The sequence below is a fragment of the Mesorhizobium sp. P2_C4 genome, assembly GCF_056404575.1.
This window is the reverse complement of record NZ_JBFUDT010000003.1, coordinates 128,835-148,243: the sequence shown is the minus strand read 5'-3', so window position 1 is coordinate 148,243 and position 19,409 is coordinate 128,835. Positions and strand designations below refer to the sequence as shown.

The window sequence follows — 19,409 nt, the reverse complement described above, 5'->3', positions numbered from 1 at the left end:
CCAGCGATGGAAACCGGCAGCCCAGCCGGCTGAAGAGCCAGGCTATTTTGAGAATTGCTTCAGATAGGCGATGACGTTGGCGATGTCCTCGTCCTTCTTCAGGCCGGGAAACGCCATCTTCGTACCTTGGACCAAGGCCTTTGGATCGTGAAGGTAGGTAGTCAGCGTCGGTTCATCCCATTTGACGCCGGATGCGCCGGCCGCGATCATGGCCTCGGAGTATTTGAAATCCGGATGCGTGCCGGCCGTCCGGCCAATCACACCGTGCAACGACGGACCGATCTTGTTCGTGTCCTCTTCCGCGATGTGGCAGACCTTGCATTTGGTAAAGACCTTCTCGCCCGCCGCGGCATCCTGTGCCTGCGATGAATTCGAGATGAAGGTCGCAACGGATATGGTGGCTAGGAATGCTATTGCACGCATGGCATCTCCTCACTGATCGCCAGTATTGCCCAAGACGATCTGCGCGCGCCGGCACATGGATGCACCGACATGCGCACTGCGCCACAGAACGGAATATCGGCTCCTCCCTTGTGGCCCTACGACATCTCAGTACCACAGAATTTGGCCGGCAGATAGAAGATGCCAGCCTTACGCCACGGCCCTGCCGTCGGCCTCACGGTGGCCGGCCAGCAGGTCGCAAGGACTTTCGTCGACACGTTCGGCTGGTTTCGCCTGTCACAGCGGTTTTGTGTCGGGCATGCGGCTCGCCGGCGTCGTTCTATTCCTGGCCGGCTGCATCATCATCATCAAGGCGCTCTGATCCCGCCGCCATCCCGCCACAACGAAAAAGGCCGCCCATAGGGCGGCCTTTTCTAATCCTGTCGTCAGGCGCTTATTCGGCGTCCTTGGCGGCCTTCTTCTTCGGTGCGGCCTTCTTCTTGGGCTCTTCAGCGTCGTCGGCCTTTTCAGCCTTCTTGGCAGCGGCCTTCTTCGCCGGCTTCGCCTTGGCGGTCTCGCCCTCTTCGTCGTCTGCCATCAGCTCTTCCTTGCTGACCTTGACGTCGGTGACCGAGATCTGGCCGAGCAGATGGTCGACCACCTTCTCCTCGAACATCGGCGCGCGCAGCGTGTTCAGCGCTTCGGGATTGCTGCGGTAGAATTCAAAGGCTTCCTGCTGCTGGGCGGCCGGGTAGCGGCGCACCTGCTCGAACAGGCCGCGCTGCAATTCCTCGTCCGTCACGGTGACGCCGGCCTTCTCGCCGATTTCGGCGAGAACCAGGCCGAGACGCACACGGCGCTCTGCAAGGCGAAGATATTCGGCGCGTGCCTCTTCTTCCGTCGTCTCCTCATCGGCGAAGCTGCGGCCGGCAGCTTCGAGATCGCGGTTGACCTGGGTCCAGATGTTGTTGAACTCGGCGTCGACGAGCTTCGACGGCGCCTCGAACGAATAGGAGGCGTCGAGCTGGTCGAGCAGCTGGCGCTTGACCTTCTGGCGCGTCATCGAACCGAACTGGTTCTCGATCTGGCCGCGCACGATTTCGCGCAGGCGTTCCAGCGACTCCAGGCCGAGGTTCTTGGCCGTCTCGTCATTGATCTCGAGCGCGCCGGGCTTGGATACTTCCTTGACCGTGACGTCGAAGGTGGCTTCCTTGCCGGCCAGATGCGCCGCCTGGTAGTTCTCCGGGAAGGTGACCGTCACCTGTTTCTCGTCGCCGGCCTTGGCGCCGATCAGCTGATCTTCGAAGCCGGGGATGAATTCCTTGGAGCCGAGCACCAGCGGCTGATCCGTGCCGGCGCCGCCAGAGAAGGCCTCACCGTCGATTTTGCCGACATAGTCGATCGACAAGCGGTCGCCTTCGGCGGCCTTGCCGGTCTTCGGCTCATAGCTGCGCGCCGATTCGGCAACGCGCTGGACCTGCTCGTCGATCTCGGCATCCGGCACGTCGAACACCTGGCGTGTCACCTTGATGTCGGAGAAATCCTTGATCTCGATCGCCGGAATGATCTCGTAATTGATGCTGAACTCGAAGTCGGCGCCGCCGGCCAGGATCTTCTCGGCTTCCTTCTCGTCCTCGGTCATGATCACTTCGGGCTGCATGGCGGCCTTTTCGCCGCGCCCGGTGATGATCGAGCGGGTCGAATCGTTGAGGATCTCGTTGACCACTTCGGCCATGAACGACTTGCCATAAACCTTGCGCAGGTGCTGCACTGGCACCTTGCCGGGGCGGAAGCCGTTGATGCGGACCTTGTTGCGGGCGTCCGACAGCCGCGCCATCAGCTTGGCTTCCATGTCACCCGCCGGCACGGTGATCTTGATCTCGCGCTTGAGACCGGAGTTGAGCGTTTCGGTGACCTGCATCGTAAAACCTTTTTTTCACCAATGAGGCTGCCAAACGGCTCCTGCCGTTTACAGCCTGCCGGTATAATCTTGCCGGGAATGGCTTTTGGTACGGAACCTGGCGATTTGACCGCAAAAGCGGCTCAAATTCTCCCAAACTGCGCTCCAAAATGTGAATAAGTCTTTGTTTTTCCTACTTCTTATCACATTCTGCAGAAGCGGATCGTCGCGTCCCGTCACATTTGACACGCCTTTTGTCACAGGCGCGGCTAATTTTCAACCATCTTCGCGTTGCAGCGAATGACCGCCATTTTGACCCCGACATTGACAGAATGATGGCTACATGGGATTGCCGGTTCATGCGGATGTGGCGGAACTGGTAGACGCCCTGGATTTAGGTTCCAGTGCCGAAAGGCGTGGGGGTTCGAGTCCCTTCATCCGCACCAGCAGCCTATTCCTCAAAGACCTGACGCGTGAGCCATTCCGTCAGCTTCGCAAGGTCGGACCCCAACACGCGGTCATCACCGACCGGCGGAACGATCCTTCTGATATCCGCGACAAATGACTGCAGCGCCGGTGGTGCTTCGCGCCCTGTGACATGCAGTGCCTGCGAGGCGATCATCGCCAGCATCGCCATCGCCGCGTCGACGCAGCGGCCGGCGGTCGCCTCCTTGGTCCAGGCGAAGAACGCCGTGGTGGCGACATCGTCCTGCCCAGCGCCAGCCGATTCCGTTCCCGGAATGAAGGTGCGTTGCGCCGCAAGCTTGGCTTGCTCGAGATAGCCGGTGATCGCCATCGGCACATAGCCGACATTGCCGTGGCCGTCGCTGTCCGCCCAATGCCGCCCTGTCATCAGGAGGTCAGGCAGCAGCGACACCTTGCCGTTCAGAAGCTTTGAGGCGTGGCGATCGCAGAGCAGGCAGAGATCGGCCCAGATCGCCGCCAGATCGTCGAGCGCTGGCGTTGCCATGGCGTTGTGATAGCCGCCGGTGCTGATGCAGCGGCCGAACGGGTGCACGTCATCAGGCGGGATATAGACCGGGTTGTCCGAGATCGAAGCCAGCGAAACGGTCGCCGCCCGCTCGGCTGTCGACAGAGCGCGATGCGCCTGGCCGAGGATGCGCGGCACGATCCGGTAGCTGACCGGCGCCTGATAGTTGCGCCGCCCGTCTCCGGCGCCGACGAGGAACTCGCGCAATCCGCGCAGGGCGGCAGCTTCGTGTTCGTCGCCCCAAAGCGTGTCGAGCGCCTCGTCGTAATGTTCGAGCGGCGCGCGAAACGCTTCGATCGACAGCGCAAAGACCTTTTGTGTCATACGGACGCGGCGGCGGGCCGCCAAGGCCGCATCGGCAACCAGGGCCGCAGCGCATGGCGAGCCATTGATCAGCGAGCCGCGTTCCTTGACCTCGAGATCAAAGCGCGTCGAAAGCTCTGCGAACAGCGGATAGAGGGCGAGGATTTCACCGGCGCCACCCTGACCTTGGGATGGCACCGCGGGCATCGGTCCGCCGTCGAGCATCGCTGCGACGGCGAGCGCCATGCGCGGCGTGGTGGCGGCATTTCCTTCAAGGAAATTGGTCAAGCGGGCGAGCACGATCGCCCTGACCACGCGCTCCGGCAACGGATCGCCAAAGGAGGTGGCAGCCGCGAACGCCTTGATGCGCGCATGGCGATCCCGCTCGTCATGTTCGAGCTTGCGGCTCGCCAGTTCCCCCATGGCGGTGGTGACGCCGTAGATGACCGGTGGAGGGTCGGATTCAATCAGCTTCAGGAACGATGCGCGGCATTCGGCGATGCGCAGCAAGGCCGCGTCACTGATTTTGACGGCGTCCTTCTTCCAGGCGACGCGGAAAACAGTGTCGAGATTGACGTCTTCCCGTGTCGTCAGGGTCGCTGGCATGCTTCGTACCGTCAGGTGGGAGGGTTAGTAGAGCGGTTCCTCGAACAGCGTCTTGTCGCCATCCATCAGCGCCTTGATCTGCGCGCTGCCGTCGGCCGCGATGGCGGCGCGGATGCCGAACGGCCGCACCCGCATGTCGTTCTGGATCGCCATGCCCTCGCCTTCCGGCAGATAGAAGCGCTCGATGCCGTAGTCAGGCGCGATCGTCGCTTCCGGCTCGCGCAGGCCCCAGCCATCCGCGACATGCCCGACGATGTCGACCTCATCGGAGGCCGCCGGCGTCGGTGCGGCATCGAACCAGGCCGCGCTCGGCTGCCAGTAGCCCTCAGCGCCCTTCTTCAGCCTGACGACGAGTTCGGAGTCATTGCTGGTGGACCTGTCGGGTGGAATGTTGGCGATCAGCTTCACCGGGATGCGCGAGATCTCGTAGCCAAGCACAACATAGTCGCCGCGCAGGAGATCGCGCGGGTCGATCGGCTCGACCTTCAGCAGGACTTCCTTGCCGTCGCGCAGAATCGCCGCCCGGCCGGCGATGATCCAGCAGAGGAAGCCGATCTGGACGAGCGCCAGCAGCAGCGCCGAGATGATCAGTCTTTTGCCGGTCATCATGCACTCGCTCCTTCGCCGCGCGGCGCGTTCATGCGTTTTTCGACGCGGATGATGACCAGCGCCAACGTGCCGAGCAGCAGTGCGGCAGCCAGGAAGAAGCCGGCGGTGCCGAGCATCGAATGCAGCATCACTATATAGATGATGGCGAGCTCGAAGGCGAAACCGGCATAGGCAACCCAGCGCAGGCCCCTGCTCTCACGGCCGCCGAGCATGATCGCTGCGACGATGCCGGCGAGCGCAACCGCCGAGGCAATGGCGAAGCCGGCATTGTAGCTCGCCTCGTCGGCCAGTTCGAACTGGATCATCGCCATGCCGGTGAGGAAGCCGATCAGGGCATGCAAGGGCAGCCGGCCGCCAAGCTGCACGATCCGCTCGACCGGTTCGGCCGCGAAGATAGCCGCTGCAAAAAGCAACGCCGAGACCACCACCAACGGAGTGGCGACCTGCAGCGTGTCGTGGTCCATCACGAGCAGCACGAGATAGGCGATGACCGACAGGATGATCAGGTGCCGCGCTGCCTGGCTGCGGGTCCAGAACGAAATGGCGAAGAGTACCAGCGCCATGGGGGCGAAGAGATGCGGAAACTCGGCACGTCGGAAAAAGCCGCCCCATTTGAGGAACAGCCAGGCGTCGGCGATGCCGACGGAAGCGAGGGTGAGCGGGTTGGAGCGCAACGCGACCGCCGCCAGCGCCGTGCCGGCGCCCCAGGTGATCAAGGCCGACGCTTCGTCGCCGGACAAATGATACATCTGGCCGATCAGCGCGATCGATCCGCCGAACGCTGCCGCGGCCACGATCCACAGCGCCTCGCCGATCGCTGCATGGTCGCGCGTCTTCAGCACAGCACCGCCGACATAGCCGGCGATAATGATGGCAAAGAGCGCCACGACGCGCGCCAGCCGTGGAATGGCTTCCCAATTGGCGGCGACGAAGATCAGGATCGCGGCGCCGAACAAGAGCGCCGCCATCATCGCCAGGATCGAACCGAAGCTCAGCGATTTGCGCTCGTTTGCTTCGACGTCGCGCGCCAGCGCATCGGCCGTTGGCGCGTCGATCAGGCCGCCCTCTCGCCAGCGCGCGATATCCGCCCTGACCCGTGACGAATAGCTCGCCATACCCCTATCTCCCCCAGCCTGGTCTTTTTTTCAGCCGATCCGGCCAAACCGTTGACGCAACGGCATTTTCCGATTCGGGTTTCTTTGTGTCGAAGCCGTGAACGCGCGTTAATGTTGCATTGCACAATTTGCATTGCTGCCATGCACCAATAGCGCTTTTAAATCGTTTTTAGCCCACCTATGTTCAGGTCGTACTGAAAGACGGAATGATCCGAAAGAAAGACGAAACGAGAAATACCATGAACCTGATCCGCAACTACCGCAACTGGCGCCGCTACCGGGAAACTGTTTCCGAGCTGAGCCGCCTGAGCAACCGTGAACTGAACGACCTCGGCATCGGCCGCAGCGACATCCACTACGTCGCCCGCAAGGCGGTCTAATCCTTCGGACCGTAAATGGTCCGAACCAGTTTTAAGAGAGAACGACAATGAACCTGATCCGCAACTATCGTAACTGGCGCGTCTACCGCGACACCGTGAACGAACTGGGTCGCCTTTCGAACCGCCAGCTCCATGATCTCGGCATCGTCCGCGACGAGATCAAGCACGTCGCCCGCAAGGCGATCTGAAGCTAAGGAATTTCGCCAGGGTCGACCTCCTCCCCGACCCTGACGGATACGGTCAGCCTTCACCTCCTCCCGAGGGTTGACCACCAAAACGGCGCCCGCCGCACCTCCTCCCGCGGCGGGCGTTGTTCCCAAAGCGAACGCAGTTCGTCTTTCAAAGCGAACGTAGTTCGTCTTCCCAGGGGTTTCGCCCCCCTTGATCCGGCGAAAGAGATTTCGTCAAAGCCGACCTCCTCCCCGGCGATGACGAATACGGTCGATCTTCACCTCCTCCCGAGGATCGACCCCAAAAACGACACCCGCCGGACCTCCTCCCCCGGCGGGTGTTGTTGTTTTTGGGGGTAGGCTTCCCCCTCGCCGGACTGTCGCGCGGCAATTGCAATCGCCGCCGCAAGCGATTATTCCGGCGCTCATGAGCAAAAATCCAATCCACATCATCGGCGGCGGCCTCGCCGGATCCGAAGCGGCATGGCAAGCGGCTGAAGCCGGCGTGCCGGTCGTGCTGCATGAAATGCGCCCGGTGCGCGGCACCGACGCGCACAAGACGGACGGCTTGGCCGAACTCGTCTGCTCCAACTCCTTCCGCTCGGACGACGCCGAAAACAATGCGGTCGGCCTGTTACACGCCGAAATGCGGCTGGCTGGCTCGCTGATCATGAGCGCCGGCGACGCGCACCAGGTGCCGGCCGGCGGCGCGCTGGCGGTCGACCGCGACGGGTTTTCACAAGCCGTGACCAGAAGGCTCGAGGCGCATCCGCTGATCACCATTGAGCGTGAGGAAGTTCCCGGCCTGCCGCCAACGGACTGGGACCAGGCGATCATCGCCACCGGCCCGCTGACCGCACCCGGGCTCGCCCAGTCGATTGCCGAGGCCACCGGCGCCGATGCGCTGGCCTTCTTCGACGCCATCGCACCGATCATCCACTTCGACACGATCGACATGGACACCTGCTGGTTCCAGTCGCGCTACGACAAGGTCGGCCCCGGCGGCACCGGCAAGGACTACATCAACTGCCCGATGGACAAGGAGCAATATTTCGCCTTCGTCCAGGCATTGATCGATGGCCAGAAAACTGAATTCAAACAATGGGAAGGCACCCCCTATTTCGACGGCTGCCTGCCGATCGAGATCATGGCCGAGCGCGGCGTCGAGACGCTGCGCTACGGGCCGATGAAGCCGATGGGGCTGACCAATGCCCACAATCCGACGGTCAAGGCCTATGCCGTCGTGCAGCTGCGCCAAGACAATGCGCTGGGTACGCTCTACAACATGGTCGGTTTTCAGACCAAGCTGAAGCATGCCGAGCAGGTGCGCGTGTTCCGCACCATTCCGGGCCTGGAAAACGCCGATTTCGCCCGCCTCGGTGGCCTGCATCGCAACACCTACATCAACTCGCCGACCTTGCTCGACGCTTCGCTGCAGCTGAAGTCGCGGCCCGGCCTGCGCTTTGCCGGCCAGATCACCGGCTGCGAAGGCTATGTCGAGAGCGCTGCGATCGGCCTGCTCGCCGGCCGCTTCGCCGCTGCCGAGCGGCTCGGCCATGCGCCGTCGCTACCGCCGCTGACCACAGCCTTCGGCGCCTTGCTCAACCACATCACCGGCGGCCACATCGTCTCCGACGACGAGCCAGGAAAACGCTCCTTTCAGCCGATGAACGTCAATTTCGGCCTGTTCCCGCCGGTGGAGGCGCCGAAGACCGAGGGCAAGCGGATGCGCGGCAAGGACAAGACCGTCGCCAAGCGTCATGCCATCACATCGCGCGCTCGTGCCGACTGCCGGCAATGGCTGGGGCTGCCAGCGCAAACGGAAACGGCCGAAGCGGCGGAATAAGGGTCCGCTACTCCGCAGCCTTGATGCTCGCCTGAAGGATTCCTGTTACGATTGACGTCTGGCTGGCCAGCCTTGCGAGGCGCGGCGCAACAGCAGCCAATGCCGGCGCAACGCCGAAAGTTGCGCCGGGCCATTGAACGGTGAATGGCTTTCCATCTTGCCGAGATAAGCGCGCGTCAGCGTCAGCGGCAGGAATGCCGGGCGCAGCGAGACCGGCAACGCCGATGCTCCCTGCTCGAAGGCGGAAAGATGCTCCCGCGCCAGCGCGATCATTGCCGCCACCGCACGTTTCGCGCCCGGGCCGCCATCGCCGGTAACAAACTCTTCCGGCGACGATCCTGCTGCCGCCAGAATATCGGCCGGGACAAAGCACTGTCCCCGCTTGCGGTGCAGCGGCAGCAGAAGCAGCAGGCCGGTCATCGCTTGTGCGCAACCTGCCCTGCCGGCAAGTTCGGCAAAGCGCGGCGCCTCGACGGGGTCGAGCACCATTGCCGCGAACTGGATGAGGGCGGATGCCGTCTCGCCGCAATAGCCTTCGAGATCGGTGCGCGACGGCATCGGATCGTCATAAAGATCGAAGATGCGCGCTTCGAGCATATTGTCGAATGCTGGCCTCGGCAGGCTGTGGGCGGCAATCGCCGCCTTCAAGGCATCGGCGACAGGATGGCCGACCCCATCATCGTCCGCTGCGATGACATCGCGCCACCATTGCAGCCGCACTTCACCCGGCAATGCCTCATGGATGCGGTCGCGAATGCCTGCAATCTCAGCGTTGAAGGCATAGAGCGAAAACAGCGCGTCGCGTCTGTCCGCCGGCGCATAGAGCGCTGTGAGATAGCGGTCGTGGTCGGCGGTGCGCACCGCGTCCATGACGATCTTGCTGGTAACAGCCATGTCAGTCGACGGCGATCAGCGCGGCGGCCACGGCGCGGTCTTCCGCCAGAAGCACATTGTAGGTCCGCACTGCCGCCCCGGTCGACATCGGATCGGATGAAATGCCTGCTGCTTTCAGTGCCGCGCGCAGTGCAACCGGCAATGGCCTGAGATCCTTGCCGCAACCGACCAGCAAGATCTCGACCGTGCCGGCCTCGGCCAGCAACTTTTCGAAATCCGCCGCGGTCAGGGCCGCCGGATCGGCCGGCTCCCAGCCGTAAATGCCGGTGGGCAGGCACAGCAGCGAGCCGCGATGCGACATGTCGGCGAAGCGGAACCCGCCATTGCCATAGGCCTCGATCGGCGCGCGGCCGGGGAAATGCGCCTCGCGGATGACGATGCCTTTTGCCACGAGCGCAGCGTTCGTCAGGTCGCCACGGCTTTGCCGCCGCCGACCGGCTTTTCATCGTCAGCGGTCGTGGTCTGCGGCCGCAACTTGAACAGGATCAGCAGCGGCGCAGCGATGAAGATCGACGAATAGGTGCCGAAGACAACGCCGAACAGCATCGCCATCGTGAACGAGCGGATCACCTCGCCGCCGAACAGCACCAACGCCAGCAGCGCCAGGATCGTCGTCACCGAAGTCAGCGTCGTTCGCGACAGCGTTTCGTTGATGGCGTTGTTCAACAATTGCGGCAACGGCATGCGCTTGTATTTTCGCAGATCCTCGCGAACGCGGTCATAGACGACGATCGTATCGTTCAGCGAATAGCCGATAATGGTCAGGATCGCCGCCAGCGATGACTGGTTGAATTCAAGCCCGGTGATGACGAAGAAACCGAGCGTCATGACTACGTCGTGGACCGTCGCGACGATGGCGCCGACCGCGAACTGCCATTCGAAGCGGAACCAGACGTAGACCAGGATGCCGAGCAGTGCGACCAGCATGGCGATCGTGCCTTGCTTGGCCAATTCGCCGGAGACCGTCGGCCCCACCACTTCGACGCGGCGGAAGTCGTATTGGTCCTGCAGCTCGCCGCGCACCTTGTCGATGACGGTCTGCTCGGCGTTCTCGCCGCCGTCCTGCGTGCCGACGCGGATCAGCACGTCGTTCGGCTCACCGAACTGCTGCACCTGCACTTCGCCGATGTTGAGTTCCGTCAGCCTGCCGCGGATGTCGGCAAGATCGGCATTGCCGGTCTTGGCCTGCACCTCGATCAGCGAGCCGCCCTTGAAGTCGATGCCGTAATTGATGTCGACGGTCAGGAACAGCACCACCGAGAGAATCGAAAGCGCGCTCGACAGGGCGAATGTCCAGCGGCGAATGCCCATGAACGGGATCTTCGTGCCGGCCGGAATGAACGTCACCGGCGCCCGCGGCAACTCCTTCGGGCGCGCCCGGCGCAGCCAGATCGACACCAGCAGACGGGTGAAGGTGAAGGCGGTGAAGACGGTGGTCAGGATGCCGATGGCATAGGTGATGGCAAAGCCCTTCACCGGCCCGGTGCCGAGATAGAACAGCACCACGGTTGCAATCAGCGAGGTGATGTTGGAATCGACGATGGTCGCCAGGGCTTTGGTGAAACCGGTGTCGATCGCCTGGATCACCGAGCGGCCATTCCGTCGCTCCTCGCGGATACGCTCATAGATCAGCACGTTGGAATCGACCGCCATGCCGATGGTCAGCACGATACCAGCGATGCCCGGCAAGGTCAGCGTCGCGCCTAGCAGCGACAACAGCCCGACGATCATCGCCACATGGACTGCCAGAGCGATGTTGGCGAGGAAGCCGAGGAAGCCGTAGGCCACGAACATGAAGGCGACGACGAGGATCGAACCGATGATGCCGGCAACCTTGCCCGCATGGATGGAGTCCTGGCCAAGACCCGGACCCACAGTGCGCTCTTCGATCACCGTCAGCTTGGCCGGCAGCGCGCCGGCGCGCAGCAGCACGGCGAGGTTGTTGGCGGTCTCAGCGGTAAAACTGCCTGAAATCTGGCCGGTGCCGCCCAGGATCGGTTCGCGGATCTGCGGCGCCGAAATAACCTGGTCGTCGAGCACGATGGCGAACAGCTTGCCGACATTCTGTGAGGTCGCCTGGCCGAAGCGCGCCGAGCCTTTGGAGTCGAAGCGGAACGAAACCACCGGCTCGTTGGTCTGGGAATTGTATGTCGCCTGCGCATCGACGAGGCTCTCACCCGAGACGATGACGCGGTTCTCGATCAGATAGGGAACCGGAGGATCGTCCTGCGAGTAGAGGATGGAGGAACCTGCCGGCGGACGACCGTTGAGCGCGTCCTGCACCGACATCGACTGGTCGACCATCTGGAAGTTCAGCTTGGCGACCGTGCCGAGCATGTCCTTCAGCTTCTGCGGATCCTGCAGGCCTGGCACCTGGACCAGGATACGGTCGTCGCCTTGCCGCTGCACGATCGGCTCGGTCGTGCCCAGCGCGTTGACGCGGCGTTCGACGACCTCGATCGACTGCGCCAGCGCCGTCGCCGTGCGGTATTTGATGCCGGCGTCGGTGACGGTGAATTTGAGCAGGCCGGGCTCGCTGTCATCCAGCGTCATCTCCTGGATGGAGCCGCCGCTGAACAGGCCCGCGGCAACAGGATCGGTCAATGACTTCAGCGCCGTCTTGGCGGCTTCCACCTGCGCGGGATCGGTGATGCGGACCTGCACGGTCCGGCCCGATCCGGCAAGGCCGGTATAGCCAAGCTTGGCATCGCGCAGCAGCGTCCGGATCTCGTCGCGCGTCGTCTCCAGCCGGTCCTTGATCAGGTCGTTTGGATCCATCCTCAACAGGATGTGCGAGCCGCCCTGCAGATCGAGGCCGAGCGTCATCTGCCGCTTCGGCACCCAGCTGGGCAGTTGGGCCAACGTGCTGGCGGGGAACAGATTGGGCGCCGCGAGAAGCACTGTGATGGCCACGGCCACCCAGATCAGGATCATCTTGAAGCGCGAGAAATATAACATTGTCTATCGTCCGTTCAGGCGTACAAGCGGCTGCGTTCCGCCTACAATTGGGTTATTTCTTGGCGTTCTGGTTGGCTACAGGCTCGCCCTTGACCCGCACATCGACGATCGTCGAGCGCAGCGCCGTCACCTTGGTGCCGCCGCCGAGGTCGACTTCGAGCTCATGGTCATCGATCACCTTGGTCACCTTACCGATAAAGCCGCCGCCGGTGACGACCGTGTCACCGCGACGAACCGCCGCCAGCATGTCGGCGCGCTTTTTCAATTGGGCGCGCTGCGGCCGGATGATCAGAAAGTACAAGATCGCGAAAATCGGGATAAACGGCACGATGAGGTCGAACATCGGGCCGAGCGGGGTCAGCGAGGGTGCCGCAGCCTGGGCGAATGCCGGTGTGACGAACATCAAGAACTCCTGAATACGGAAAAAAGGCCACAAAGCGGCCCCGCCAAATTTGGCCGGAATATAGTCGGTAAAGTTGCCAATGCAACTGCGCGAGCCGGCAAATCGGCTGCTTTTCCGACCGGTTGACCCGTGTTAGAGCTTGAACCCGAACAGCGGTGTCAGGTTTCCGGAAAAGAGCACGCACAAACAAAAGGTTGGAGCTGGTTTTTATGCCACCGGCATCGACCGGATTACCGCCTCACACGCCCCTGAATGCAAAAAATAAAGATGCGAAAATGACCGACAGCACCATCGACGCCCTGAACGACAAGCTCGATCGCCTGATCGAGGCGGTCTCCCGCCTCGCCCCGCCGCCGGTGCCGAAAACCGACCTTGCCGAGGCCGATTGCTTCGTCTGGCAGGCCGATCCCGGCTATCTCGAGCCGGTGCGTAAGGTCAATCGCGTCGACATCGGCCTGATCCGCGGCGTCGACCGCGTCCGCGACATCCTTGTCGACAACACCGAGCGCTTCGCCGCCGGTTTTGCCGCCAACAACGTGCTGTTGTGGGGCGCGCGCGGCATGGGCAAGTCCTCGCTGGTCAAGGCAGTACACGCCGCGATCAACGCGTCTTCGAAACTCGATCTGCCGCTCAAGCTCATCGAGATCCACCGCGAGGACATCGACACGCTGCCCAAGCTGATGGGTCTGCTGAAGGCCGCGCCCTTTCGCGTCATCCTGTTTTGCGACGATCTGTCGTTCGACCATGACGACACCTCCTACAAGTCGCTGAAGGCGGCGCTTGAAGGCGGCGTAGAAGGCCGGCCGGCGAACGTTATCTTCTATGCTACCTCGAACCGGCGCCATTTGTTGCCGCGCGACATGATCGACAACGAGCGTTCGACCGCCATCAACCCGTCGGAAGCGGTCGAGGAGAAGGTGTCGCTGTCCGACCGTTTCGGCCTGTGGCTCGGCTTCCACAAATGTTCGCAGGATGAGTATCTCGATATGATCGACGGCTATGTCCGCCATCACGGCCTCGCCATCGACCCCGAGACGTTGCGCGCCGAGGCGCTGGAATGGGCGACGACGCGCGGCAGCCGCTCGGGCCGTGTCGCCTGGCAGTTCACCCAGGATCTGGCGGGAAGGCTGGGCAAGCCGCTCAATGACTAGCAACCGCCATCCGAAACCGAAGGCGTGTGGCCAAGCTGTCACCTGCCAAAAGCACTGTTCTTTATTTGTTCCGAGATTCATGTCATTTTCCCGCTCCGGCAACTCGAAGGCCAAAGGGGAGTGCAATTGGAGAGCAAGGGCGCAGCGTTTCGCAGGCTTCATGAGGAACCGGGCGCGTTCGTCATCCCCAACCCTTGGGACATTGGCACGGCGCGGATTCTCGCAGCCATGGGTTTTCGTGCCCTCGCCACCACCAGCGCCGGCATGGCGTTCTCTCTCGGTGTCGCCGAGGGACAGGTCTCGCGGGCGGACACTCTAAGCCACTGCCGGGCCATAGCGGCCGCGACACCGCTCCCCGTCTCCGCCGATCTCGAAAAAGGCTTTGGCGACAGTCCGGAAAGCGCTGCCGAGACGATCCAGGCCGCTGCCGGCATCGGCCTGGCCGGATGCTCCATGGAAGATCATACCGGCCGGCGCGATGATCCGATCTACGACTTTGGGCTCACGGTCGAGCGCATCGAGGCGGCCGCGCAAGCACGCCGGGCACTGCCGGACGATTTCGTCCTTACGGCGCGCTGCGAAAACTTCTTGTGGGGGCGCCCCGATCTGGATGACACCATTCGCAGATTGCAAGCTTTCGAGAAGGCCGGAGCCGATGTGCTTTATGCGCCCGGCCTGCATGACCTCGACATGATCCGCACCGTTTGCAGCGCCGTGACGAAACCGGTCAATGTCGTCATGGGCATGCCCGGCGCAACGTTCGGTGTGGCTGAGCTGGCGGACGCCGGCGTCAAGCGGATCAGTGTCGGCTCGGCGCTGGCGCGGCTCGCGTTTGGCAGGTTCGTCCGCGCCGCGCGGGAGATGAGATCGGCAGGGACATTCCGGTTTTCCGAAGAAGCCATGGGTTTTGCGGAGCTGGAGGGCTTCTTTACCGGATCGACGAAGGCTTGAGAGCCCGCCGAGGGTCTGCCCGGTAACTGCCTCTTTTGCCGAATGGCTCCGAGCCGCGAACCACTGAAAAAGCCCGCTCCTCACGGAGCGGGCCGAGCCGGCGGGCCGGACTGGAGGTCAGACGGCCTGCAAATGCTTTTTTTTCTTCTATTCGAGATAGCCCGCCTATTCGAGATAGCCAGAGGGATCGACCGGGGCCGAATTCTTGCGCACTTCGAAGTGCAGTTTCGGCGAGTCTGTGGTGCCGCTCATGCCCGACAGCGCGATTTCCTGGCCGCGCTTGACCTTCTGGCCGCGCTGCACCTCGATCGAACTGGTGTGGCCGTAGACGGTGACCAGCCCGTTTTCGTGGCGCACCAGCACCGTGTTGCCGAATTCCTTGAGCCCGTCGCCGGCATAGATGACGACGCCGTTCTCGGCCGCTTTCACCGGCGTTCCCTCCGGCACGGCGATGTCGACACCGTCCTTGCCGCCGCCGAACCCGGAGATCACGCGGCCGCGCACCGGCCAGCGCATCTTGCCGATGCCGGTGGCGTCCGGCGCCACCGCATCGTCGTCCTCGGCCTGCTGGATGACCTTGGAGTCTTTCTTCGGCGGCGTATAGGACGCCAGCGTTTCCGTCGGTTTGGCCGCCGGCTGGGTGGTAGCCGTCGTCACCGGGTCAATTTTGGCCGGCTTGGCGCTGGCAACCGTTGCCGTACCGCCGGCTGGAACCTTCAGCGTCTGGCCGATCTTGAGCAGTCCGTCCTTCATGCCGTTCGCCTGCTTCAGCGCAGCGGTGCTGACGCCAGTCTTCCGGGCAATGGCCGAGAGCGAATCGCCCTGCTGGACCGTGTAGGTGCCGGCGGCCGCCTTGGGCGCAGCCGAAGCCACCTGTGCTGCGGGCTTGCCGTCCTTCGGCTTTGCCGCGGATGCATCCACCTGCGCGGCGGCTTTGCCGTCCTTGACCTTCGGCTGCTGCGGCAGCACGGCCACCTTGTCCGGCGCTGTCGCCGGCTGGTCGTGCTTGCCATTTGCGGGCTTGGCGTCGGCAATCTTCGGCGCCGATGTCTGATCCTTGCTCGAATAGGCATAGGCCGGGATGACCAGCTTCTGGCCGGTCTTCAGCCCCTTGGTGGCGCTCAAGCCGTTGACCTTCATGATCACGTCGGCCGGCACATGATAGTGCTGCGCCAGGCCAGAAATGGTCTCGCCGTCCCTGACGATGATCTCGGTGGCATGCGGCGTTCCTGCCGCCGTCGCCATCTTTGGCGCGTCGGGCTGCGCGTTCTTGAACGGCTTTGCCGCCGGCGCGACGGTGCCAGTAGCTGTTTTGTCGAGATGCCTGGCGGGAGGCGCCAGAACCGGAGCCGAGGCTGCACGCACAGGACTTGCGGCAGGCGCCAGTGCCGGCTGCGACTGGGCGACCGGTGGCAATTGCTGAACGGTAACCGGCTCCAGGCTGGAACGGCTGACCGACTGGGTGTGGCTGCCGTCGACCGGCGCTGCGGCGACCGGCGCGGCGCCGACATCGCCCGGATAAGGCTGGGCGGCGTCCTGCTTGTCGATGATGGCGCGCTGATTGTTGGTCGAGGAGGTGAAGACGTCGTCGACACCGTTGAACCGCGAGACCTGGGAGCTGCACCCTGCAGCGGCGCCTGCGACCATGAGGACGGCGCAGCCACGCGCCAGATTACGCCCGTTTGCCTTCAAAACACTGAATTGCATCGCACTAACCCGCACATACCCGGTACAAACTAGGCATGATTAAAGCGCGTTAATGTTACTGGTCGGTTAACCCCTTAGAATCAGACGCAAATTTTCTTAAAATATTTTGGGCCTGGTCGGGTTTGTTGAGATTCAGGTCAGGCCGAGCCGAGAATGGCTGACACCGAGAACCGGAACGCAGCGGACATTTGGGTCCGTGTGTACCGGAAGCGCAGGAAGCCGCCATTCGCAGGCCGGCATCACCTGAATATCGACAAACCCCTAGATCACTGCCGCAACACTGCGCAGGATCGGCTGCAGGCGCACGCTGCCGATGTCCTCGCGCTCGAAACGGCTGCCGACCTTGGTCAGCTTGGCCAGCACCTGCTCGTCCTCCTCAGGGCCGATCGGCGCGATGACGATGCCGCCGCTCGACAACTGGTCGAGCAGGAAGCGCGGCAAGCTGTCGAACGCCGCCCAGGCGACGATACGGTCGAACGGACCCTCATTGGCGAGCCCGTTGGAACCGTCCGCCTGGCGCACAATGACGTTGCCGATGGCGAGTGCCTCGAAACGCTGCCTGGCCTGCTCGGCCAGCGTCTTGTAGCGGTCGATGGTGACGACCCGCGATGCCAGCCGCGACATCACCGCCGCCGTATAGCCGGACCCTGTGCCGATCTCGAGCACGCGGTTGCCCGGCTCTATTGCCAAGGCTGCGATCACCGCCGCCTGCAAGTCGGCGCCTTCGATTGCTTCGCCGCATTCGATCGGCAGCATGCCGTCCGACCAGGCGATCGAATGGAACTGCCCGGAGATGAAGCCGCGCCGCGGCGTCGCCTCAAAGGCGGCTATCAGCGCCTTTGGCACCGCGCCCTGGCCACGCAAGCGCAGCAGAAAGGCGGCAAAACCTTCTCGGTCGTCGACAGCCATGCTCATGCCAAAACCTTGCTCATGCCAGAACCCTATTCAGACAGTGCCTTGGTCAGTTGGTCGCGGATTTCGTGGGCGGTGAGATCGAGTTGCAGCGGCGTCACCGACACCAGACGGTTACGCAGCGCATGGAGATCGGTGCCTTGCTTGCCTTCGACCGACTCGCGACCGAAGCGCAGCCAGTAATAAGGCAGGCCGCGCCCGTCGCGGCGCTCGTCGACCCATAGGCTGTGCACCAGCTTGCCCTGCGATGTCACGACAGTGCCGGCGACCTCGTCGGGTGCGCAATTGGGAAAGTTGACGTTGAGCAGCACGCCGTCCGGCAGCGGCATGGCGACCAGCTTCTTGAGCAGCGCCAGCGCCAACGCCTCCGTCGTCTCGTAGGGAACGACGCGGTCCTCGCCGACGTAGGAATAGCCCTGGCTGAGCGCGATCGAGCGGATACCGAGCAGCGCGCCCTCCATGGCGCCGGCGACGGTGCCCGAATAGGTGACGTCGTCAGCGATGTTGGCGCCGGAATTGACGCCGGACAGGATCAGGTCGGGAGCGCCGGGCAGTATCTTTTTCACCCCCATGATGACGCAGTCGGTCGGCGTGCCGCGCACGGCAAAATGCTTGTCGCCGATCTTGCGCAGGCGCAGCGGCTCCGAGATCGACAGCGAATGCGCGTAGCCGGATTGGTCCTGCTCCGGCGCCACCACCCAGACGTCGTCCGACAGCGTGCGGGCGATGCGCTCGAGCGACGCCAGGCCCTCGGCATGGATGCCGTCATCATTGGTCAGGAGGATGCGCATTATTTCGCTTCGATCTTCGTCAGGCCACCCATGTAAGACCGCAGCGCTTCAGGAATGGTTACGCTGCCATCCTCATTCTGGTAGTTTTCGATGACAGCGATAAGCGCGCGGCCGACGGCGGTGCCCGAACCGTTGAGCGTATGGACAAAGCGGTTGCCCTTGCCGTCCTTGTCCTTGTAGCGGGCGTCCATGCGCCGCGCCTGGAAATCGCCGCACACAGAACAGGACGAGATTTCGCGATAGGCGTTCTGGCCCGGCAGCCAGACCTCGATGTCGTAGGTTTTGCGCGCGCCAAAACCCATGTCGCCGGTGCATAGCGTCATGGTGCGGAACGGCAATTCAAGCCGCTTCAGCACTTCCTCGGCGCACTCTGTCATCCGTTCATGCTCGGCGAGCGAAGAATCCTGGTCGGTGATCGAGACCAGCTCGACCTTGTAGAACTGATGCTGGCGCAGCATGCCGCGCGTGTCGCGGCCGGCCGACCCCGCTTCCGAACGAAAGCACGGCGTCAGCGCGGTGTAGCGCAGCGGTAGCTTTTCATGCGCCGTGATTTCCTCGCGGACAAGGTTGGTCAGCGGCACCTCGGCGGTGGGGATCAAGCCAAGCCGCCCATCGCCATGCTGGACAAAAAAGAGATCTTCCTCGAACTTCGGCAGCTGATTGGTGCCGAACAGAACCTCGTCACGCACCATCAGCGGCGGGATCACTTCCTCATAGCCATGCTCGGTCGTGTGCAGATCCAGCATAAACTGGCCGAGCGCGCGTTCCATGCGCGCCAGCCCGCTCTTCAGCACGGTAAAGCGCGATCCCGACAGCTTTGCCGCCCGCTCGAAATCCATCATGCCGAGCGCTTCGCCGATCTCAAAGTGCTCCTTCACCCAGTTCGGGCGTGTCGGCAGCTTGCCGACGGTGCGCTTGAGGACATTGTCGTGCTCGTCCTTGCCGACCGGAACGTCGTCGAACGGCACGTTGGGCAGCACCGCCAGCGCGTCGTTCAGCGCCTTGTCGAGTTCGCGTTCACGCGCCTCGCCATTCTGGATGAAAGTCTTGATCTCGCCGACTTCGGCTTTCAGCTTCTCGGCAAGGGCGGCATCGCCCGAACGCATGGCGTTGCCGATCTCTTTCGAGGCGGCGTTGCGGCGCTCTTGCCTGGTCTGCAGCTCGGTCACATGCTCGCGCCGCGCTTCGTCGCTGGCGATCAAATCATCGACCGTGGACTGCGCAGCCTCGGCCGACCACGAGCGCTTCTGCAGCGCTTCGACAAGGGCCTTCGGGTTGTCGCGAATCCATTTGATGTCAAGCATGTTTGTTCGTCCTCAAGTAAGGCCTGAGGGCGTAAAC

General features: G+C 63.0%; 18 protein-coding genes and 1 tRNA gene. 6 read left to right on the top strand and 13 right to left on the bottom strand.

The features are described from left to right. Nucleotides 1-42: 42 nt before the first annotated feature. The gene (locus AC1DX6_RS13230; RefSeq protein WP_477313963.1) at nt 43-423 is read right to left on the bottom strand and encodes a c-type cytochrome; all 381 of its coding nucleotides are present in this window, start codon (nt 421-423) and stop codon (nt 43-45) included. A gap of 412 nt (nt 424-835) precedes the next feature. Next, the gene (tig, locus tag AC1DX6_RS13225; RefSeq protein WP_477313961.1) at nt 836-2,302 is read right to left on the bottom strand and encodes a trigger factor; all 1,467 of its coding nucleotides are present in this window, start codon (nt 2,300-2,302) and stop codon (nt 836-838) included. Between the two features lie 340 nt (nt 2,303-2,642). Between tig and AC1DX6_RS13220 the strand changes: the two genes are divergently transcribed. Further along, nucleotides 2,643-2,727, top strand: a tRNA-Leu gene (locus tag AC1DX6_RS13220). Nucleotides 2,728-2,732: 5 nt separating this feature from the next. Here the strand turns inward: AC1DX6_RS13220 and AC1DX6_RS13215 are convergent. Genes AC1DX6_RS13215 through AC1DX6_RS13205 form a run of 3 tightly spaced genes read right to left on the bottom strand, consistent with a single transcriptional unit; the run spans nt 2,733 to nt 5,905 of the window. Then, nucleotides 2,733-4,181 carry an aromatic amino acid lyase gene (locus AC1DX6_RS13215; RefSeq protein ID WP_477313959.1) on the bottom strand — a complete coding sequence of 483 codons (1,449 nt, stop codon included), beginning with the start codon at nt 4,179-4,181 and terminating at the stop codon, nt 2,733-2,735. Between the two features lie 24 nt (nt 4,182-4,205). Next, a complete protein-coding gene (locus AC1DX6_RS13210) occupies nt 4,206-4,790 on the bottom strand; it encodes a GDYXXLXY domain-containing protein (protein ID WP_477313957.1) in 585 nt (194 codons plus the stop codon). Further along, nucleotides 4,787-5,905: a DUF2157 domain-containing protein gene (locus AC1DX6_RS13205; RefSeq protein ID WP_477313955.1), complete on the bottom strand. Its 1,119-nt coding sequence runs from the start codon at nt 5,903-5,905 to the stop codon at nt 4,787-4,789. Before AC1DX6_RS13205 ends, AC1DX6_RS13210 begins: the two co-directional genes overlap by 4 nt. Nucleotides 5,906-6,144: 239 nt before the next feature. Here AC1DX6_RS13205 and AC1DX6_RS13200 point away from each other — a divergent pair, with 239 nt between their 5' ends. The 3 genes from AC1DX6_RS13200 (at nt 6,145) to trmFO (ending at nt 8,301) form a co-directional block, all read left to right on the top strand. After that, nucleotides 6,145-6,285, top strand: coding sequence for a DUF1127 domain-containing protein (locus tag AC1DX6_RS13200; protein WP_477247546.1), 141 nt, complete (start codon nt 6,145-6,147; stop codon nt 6,283-6,285). Between the two features lie 47 nt (nt 6,286-6,332). Next, on the top strand, nt 6,333-6,473 hold the full coding sequence (locus AC1DX6_RS13195) for a DUF1127 domain-containing protein (RefSeq protein ID WP_477247548.1): 141 nt from the start codon (nt 6,333-6,335) through the stop codon (nt 6,471-6,473). 409 nt (nt 6,474-6,882) lie between these two features. Continuing rightward, nucleotides 6,883-8,301 (top strand): methylenetetrahydrofolate--tRNA-(uracil(54)-C(5))-methyltransferase (FADH(2)-oxidizing) TrmFO, encoded by a 1,419-nt coding sequence (gene trmFO / locus AC1DX6_RS13190; RefSeq protein WP_477313953.1) that lies wholly within the window; start codon nt 6,883-6,885, stop codon nt 8,299-8,301. A gap of 45 nt (nt 8,302-8,346) precedes the next feature. Here the strand turns inward: trmFO and AC1DX6_RS13185 are convergent, their stop codons facing one another. The 4 genes from AC1DX6_RS13185 to yajC are packed head-to-tail and all read right to left on the bottom strand — an operon-like array spanning nt 8,347 to nt 12,556. Beyond that, complete coding sequence (locus AC1DX6_RS13185; RefSeq protein ID WP_477313951.1) at nt 8,347-9,195, bottom strand: phytoene/squalene synthase family protein; 849 nt, start codon at nt 9,193-9,195, stop codon at nt 8,347-8,349. 1 nt (nt 9,196) lies between these two features. After that, a complete protein-coding gene (locus AC1DX6_RS13180) occupies nt 9,197-9,586 on the bottom strand; it encodes an Mth938-like domain-containing protein (protein ID WP_477313949.1) in 390 nt (129 codons plus the stop codon). 14 nt (nt 9,587-9,600) lie between these two features. Next, nucleotides 9,601-12,153 carry a protein translocase subunit SecDF gene (gene secDF / locus AC1DX6_RS13175; RefSeq protein WP_477313947.1) on the bottom strand — a complete coding sequence of 851 codons (2,553 nt, stop codon included), beginning with the start codon at nt 12,151-12,153 and terminating at the stop codon, nt 9,601-9,603. Between the two features lie 52 nt (nt 12,154-12,205). Beyond that, on the bottom strand, nt 12,206-12,556 hold the full coding sequence (gene yajC / locus AC1DX6_RS13170; protein ID WP_477247557.1) for a preprotein translocase subunit YajC: 351 nt from the start codon (nt 12,554-12,556) through the stop codon (nt 12,206-12,208). A gap of 275 nt (nt 12,557-12,831) precedes the next feature. On the opposite strand from yajC, the gene AC1DX6_RS13165 reads away from it, so the two are divergent. Both AC1DX6_RS13165 and AC1DX6_RS13160 read left to right on the top strand, forming a co-directional pair. After that, nucleotides 12,832-13,707, top strand: a complete 876-nt coding sequence (locus tag AC1DX6_RS13165) for an ATP-binding protein (protein ID WP_477313945.1) — start codon at nt 12,832-12,834, stop codon at nt 13,705-13,707. Between the two features lie 120 nt (nt 13,708-13,827). Further along, nucleotides 13,828-14,658 carry an isocitrate lyase/PEP mutase family protein gene (locus AC1DX6_RS13160; RefSeq protein WP_477315093.1) on the top strand — a complete coding sequence of 277 codons (831 nt, stop codon included), beginning with the start codon at nt 13,828-13,830 and terminating at the stop codon, nt 14,656-14,658. Between the two features lie 165 nt (nt 14,659-14,823). Here AC1DX6_RS13160 and AC1DX6_RS13155 read toward each other — a convergent pair whose 3' ends face one another. The 4 genes from AC1DX6_RS13155 to serS all read right to left on the bottom strand — a co-directional run bounded on the left by AC1DX6_RS13155 (nt 14,824) and on the right by serS (nt 19,372). After that, nucleotides 14,824-16,365 carry a peptidoglycan DD-metalloendopeptidase family protein gene (locus tag AC1DX6_RS13155; protein ID WP_477313943.1) on the bottom strand — a complete coding sequence of 514 codons (1,542 nt, stop codon included), beginning with the start codon at nt 16,363-16,365 and terminating at the stop codon, nt 14,824-14,826. A gap of 261 nt (nt 16,366-16,626) precedes the next feature. After that, nucleotides 16,627-17,280, bottom strand: coding sequence for a protein-L-isoaspartate(D-aspartate) O-methyltransferase (locus tag AC1DX6_RS13150; RefSeq protein WP_477313941.1), 654 nt, complete (start codon nt 17,278-17,280; stop codon nt 16,627-16,629). A 26-nt stretch (nt 17,281-17,306) separates the two neighbouring features. Further along, the gene (gene surE / locus AC1DX6_RS13145) at nt 17,307-18,068 is read right to left on the bottom strand and encodes a 5'/3'-nucleotidase SurE (protein ID WP_477313939.1); all 762 of its coding nucleotides are present in this window, start codon (nt 18,066-18,068) and stop codon (nt 17,307-17,309) included. Beyond that, the gene (serS, locus tag AC1DX6_RS13140; RefSeq protein WP_477313937.1) at nt 18,068-19,372 is read right to left on the bottom strand and encodes a serine--tRNA ligase; all 1,305 of its coding nucleotides are present in this window, start codon (nt 19,370-19,372) and stop codon (nt 18,068-18,070) included. Before serS ends, surE begins: the two co-directional genes overlap by 1 nt. Nucleotides 19,373-19,409: the final 37 nt, after the last annotated feature.

Coding starts and splice junctions, on each gene's coding strand:
- AC1DX6_RS13230 (WP_477313963.1), bottom strand. CDS start 423: ATGCGTGCAATAGCATTCCTAGCCACCATATCCGTTGCGACCTTCATC.
- tig (WP_477313961.1), bottom strand. CDS start 2,302: ATGCAGGTCACCGAAACGCTCAACTCCGGTCTCAAGCGCGAGATCAAG.
- AC1DX6_RS13215 (WP_477313959.1), bottom strand. CDS start 4,181: ATGCCAGCGACCCTGACGACACGGGAAGACGTCAATCTCGACACTGTT.
- AC1DX6_RS13210 (WP_477313957.1), bottom strand. CDS start 4,790: ATGATGACCGGCAAAAGACTGATCATCTCGGCGCTGCTGCTGGCGCTC.
- AC1DX6_RS13205 (WP_477313955.1), bottom strand. CDS start 5,905: ATGGCGAGCTATTCGTCACGGGTCAGGGCGGATATCGCGCGCTGGCGA.
- AC1DX6_RS13200 (WP_477247546.1), top strand. CDS start 6,145: ATGAACCTGATCCGCAACTACCGCAACTGGCGCCGCTACCGGGAAACT.
- AC1DX6_RS13195 (WP_477247548.1), top strand. CDS start 6,333: ATGAACCTGATCCGCAACTATCGTAACTGGCGCGTCTACCGCGACACC.
- trmFO (WP_477313953.1), top strand. CDS start 6,883: ATGAGCAAAAATCCAATCCACATCATCGGCGGCGGCCTCGCCGGATCC.
- AC1DX6_RS13185 (WP_477313951.1), bottom strand. CDS start 9,195: ATGGCTGTTACCAGCAAGATCGTCATGGACGCGGTGCGCACCGCCGAC.
- secDF (WP_477313947.1), bottom strand. CDS start 12,153: ATGTTATATTTCTCGCGCTTCAAGATGATCCTGATCTGGGTGGCCGTG.
- yajC (WP_477247557.1), bottom strand. CDS start 12,556: ATGTTCGTCACACCGGCATTCGCCCAGGCTGCGGCACCCTCGCTGACC.
- AC1DX6_RS13165 (WP_477313945.1), top strand. CDS start 12,832: ATGACCGACAGCACCATCGACGCCCTGAACGACAAGCTCGATCGCCTG.
- AC1DX6_RS13155 (WP_477313943.1), bottom strand. CDS start 16,365: ATGCAATTCAGTGTTTTGAAGGCAAACGGGCGTAATCTGGCGCGTGGC.
- AC1DX6_RS13150 (WP_477313941.1), bottom strand. CDS start 17,280: ATGAGCATGGCTGTCGACGACCGAGAAGGTTTTGCCGCCTTTCTGCTG.
- surE (WP_477313939.1), bottom strand. CDS start 18,068: ATGCGCATCCTCCTGACCAATGATGACGGCATCCATGCCGAGGGCCTG.
- serS (WP_477313937.1), bottom strand. CDS start 19,372: ATGCTTGACATCAAATGGATTCGCGACAACCCGAAGGCCCTTGTCGAA.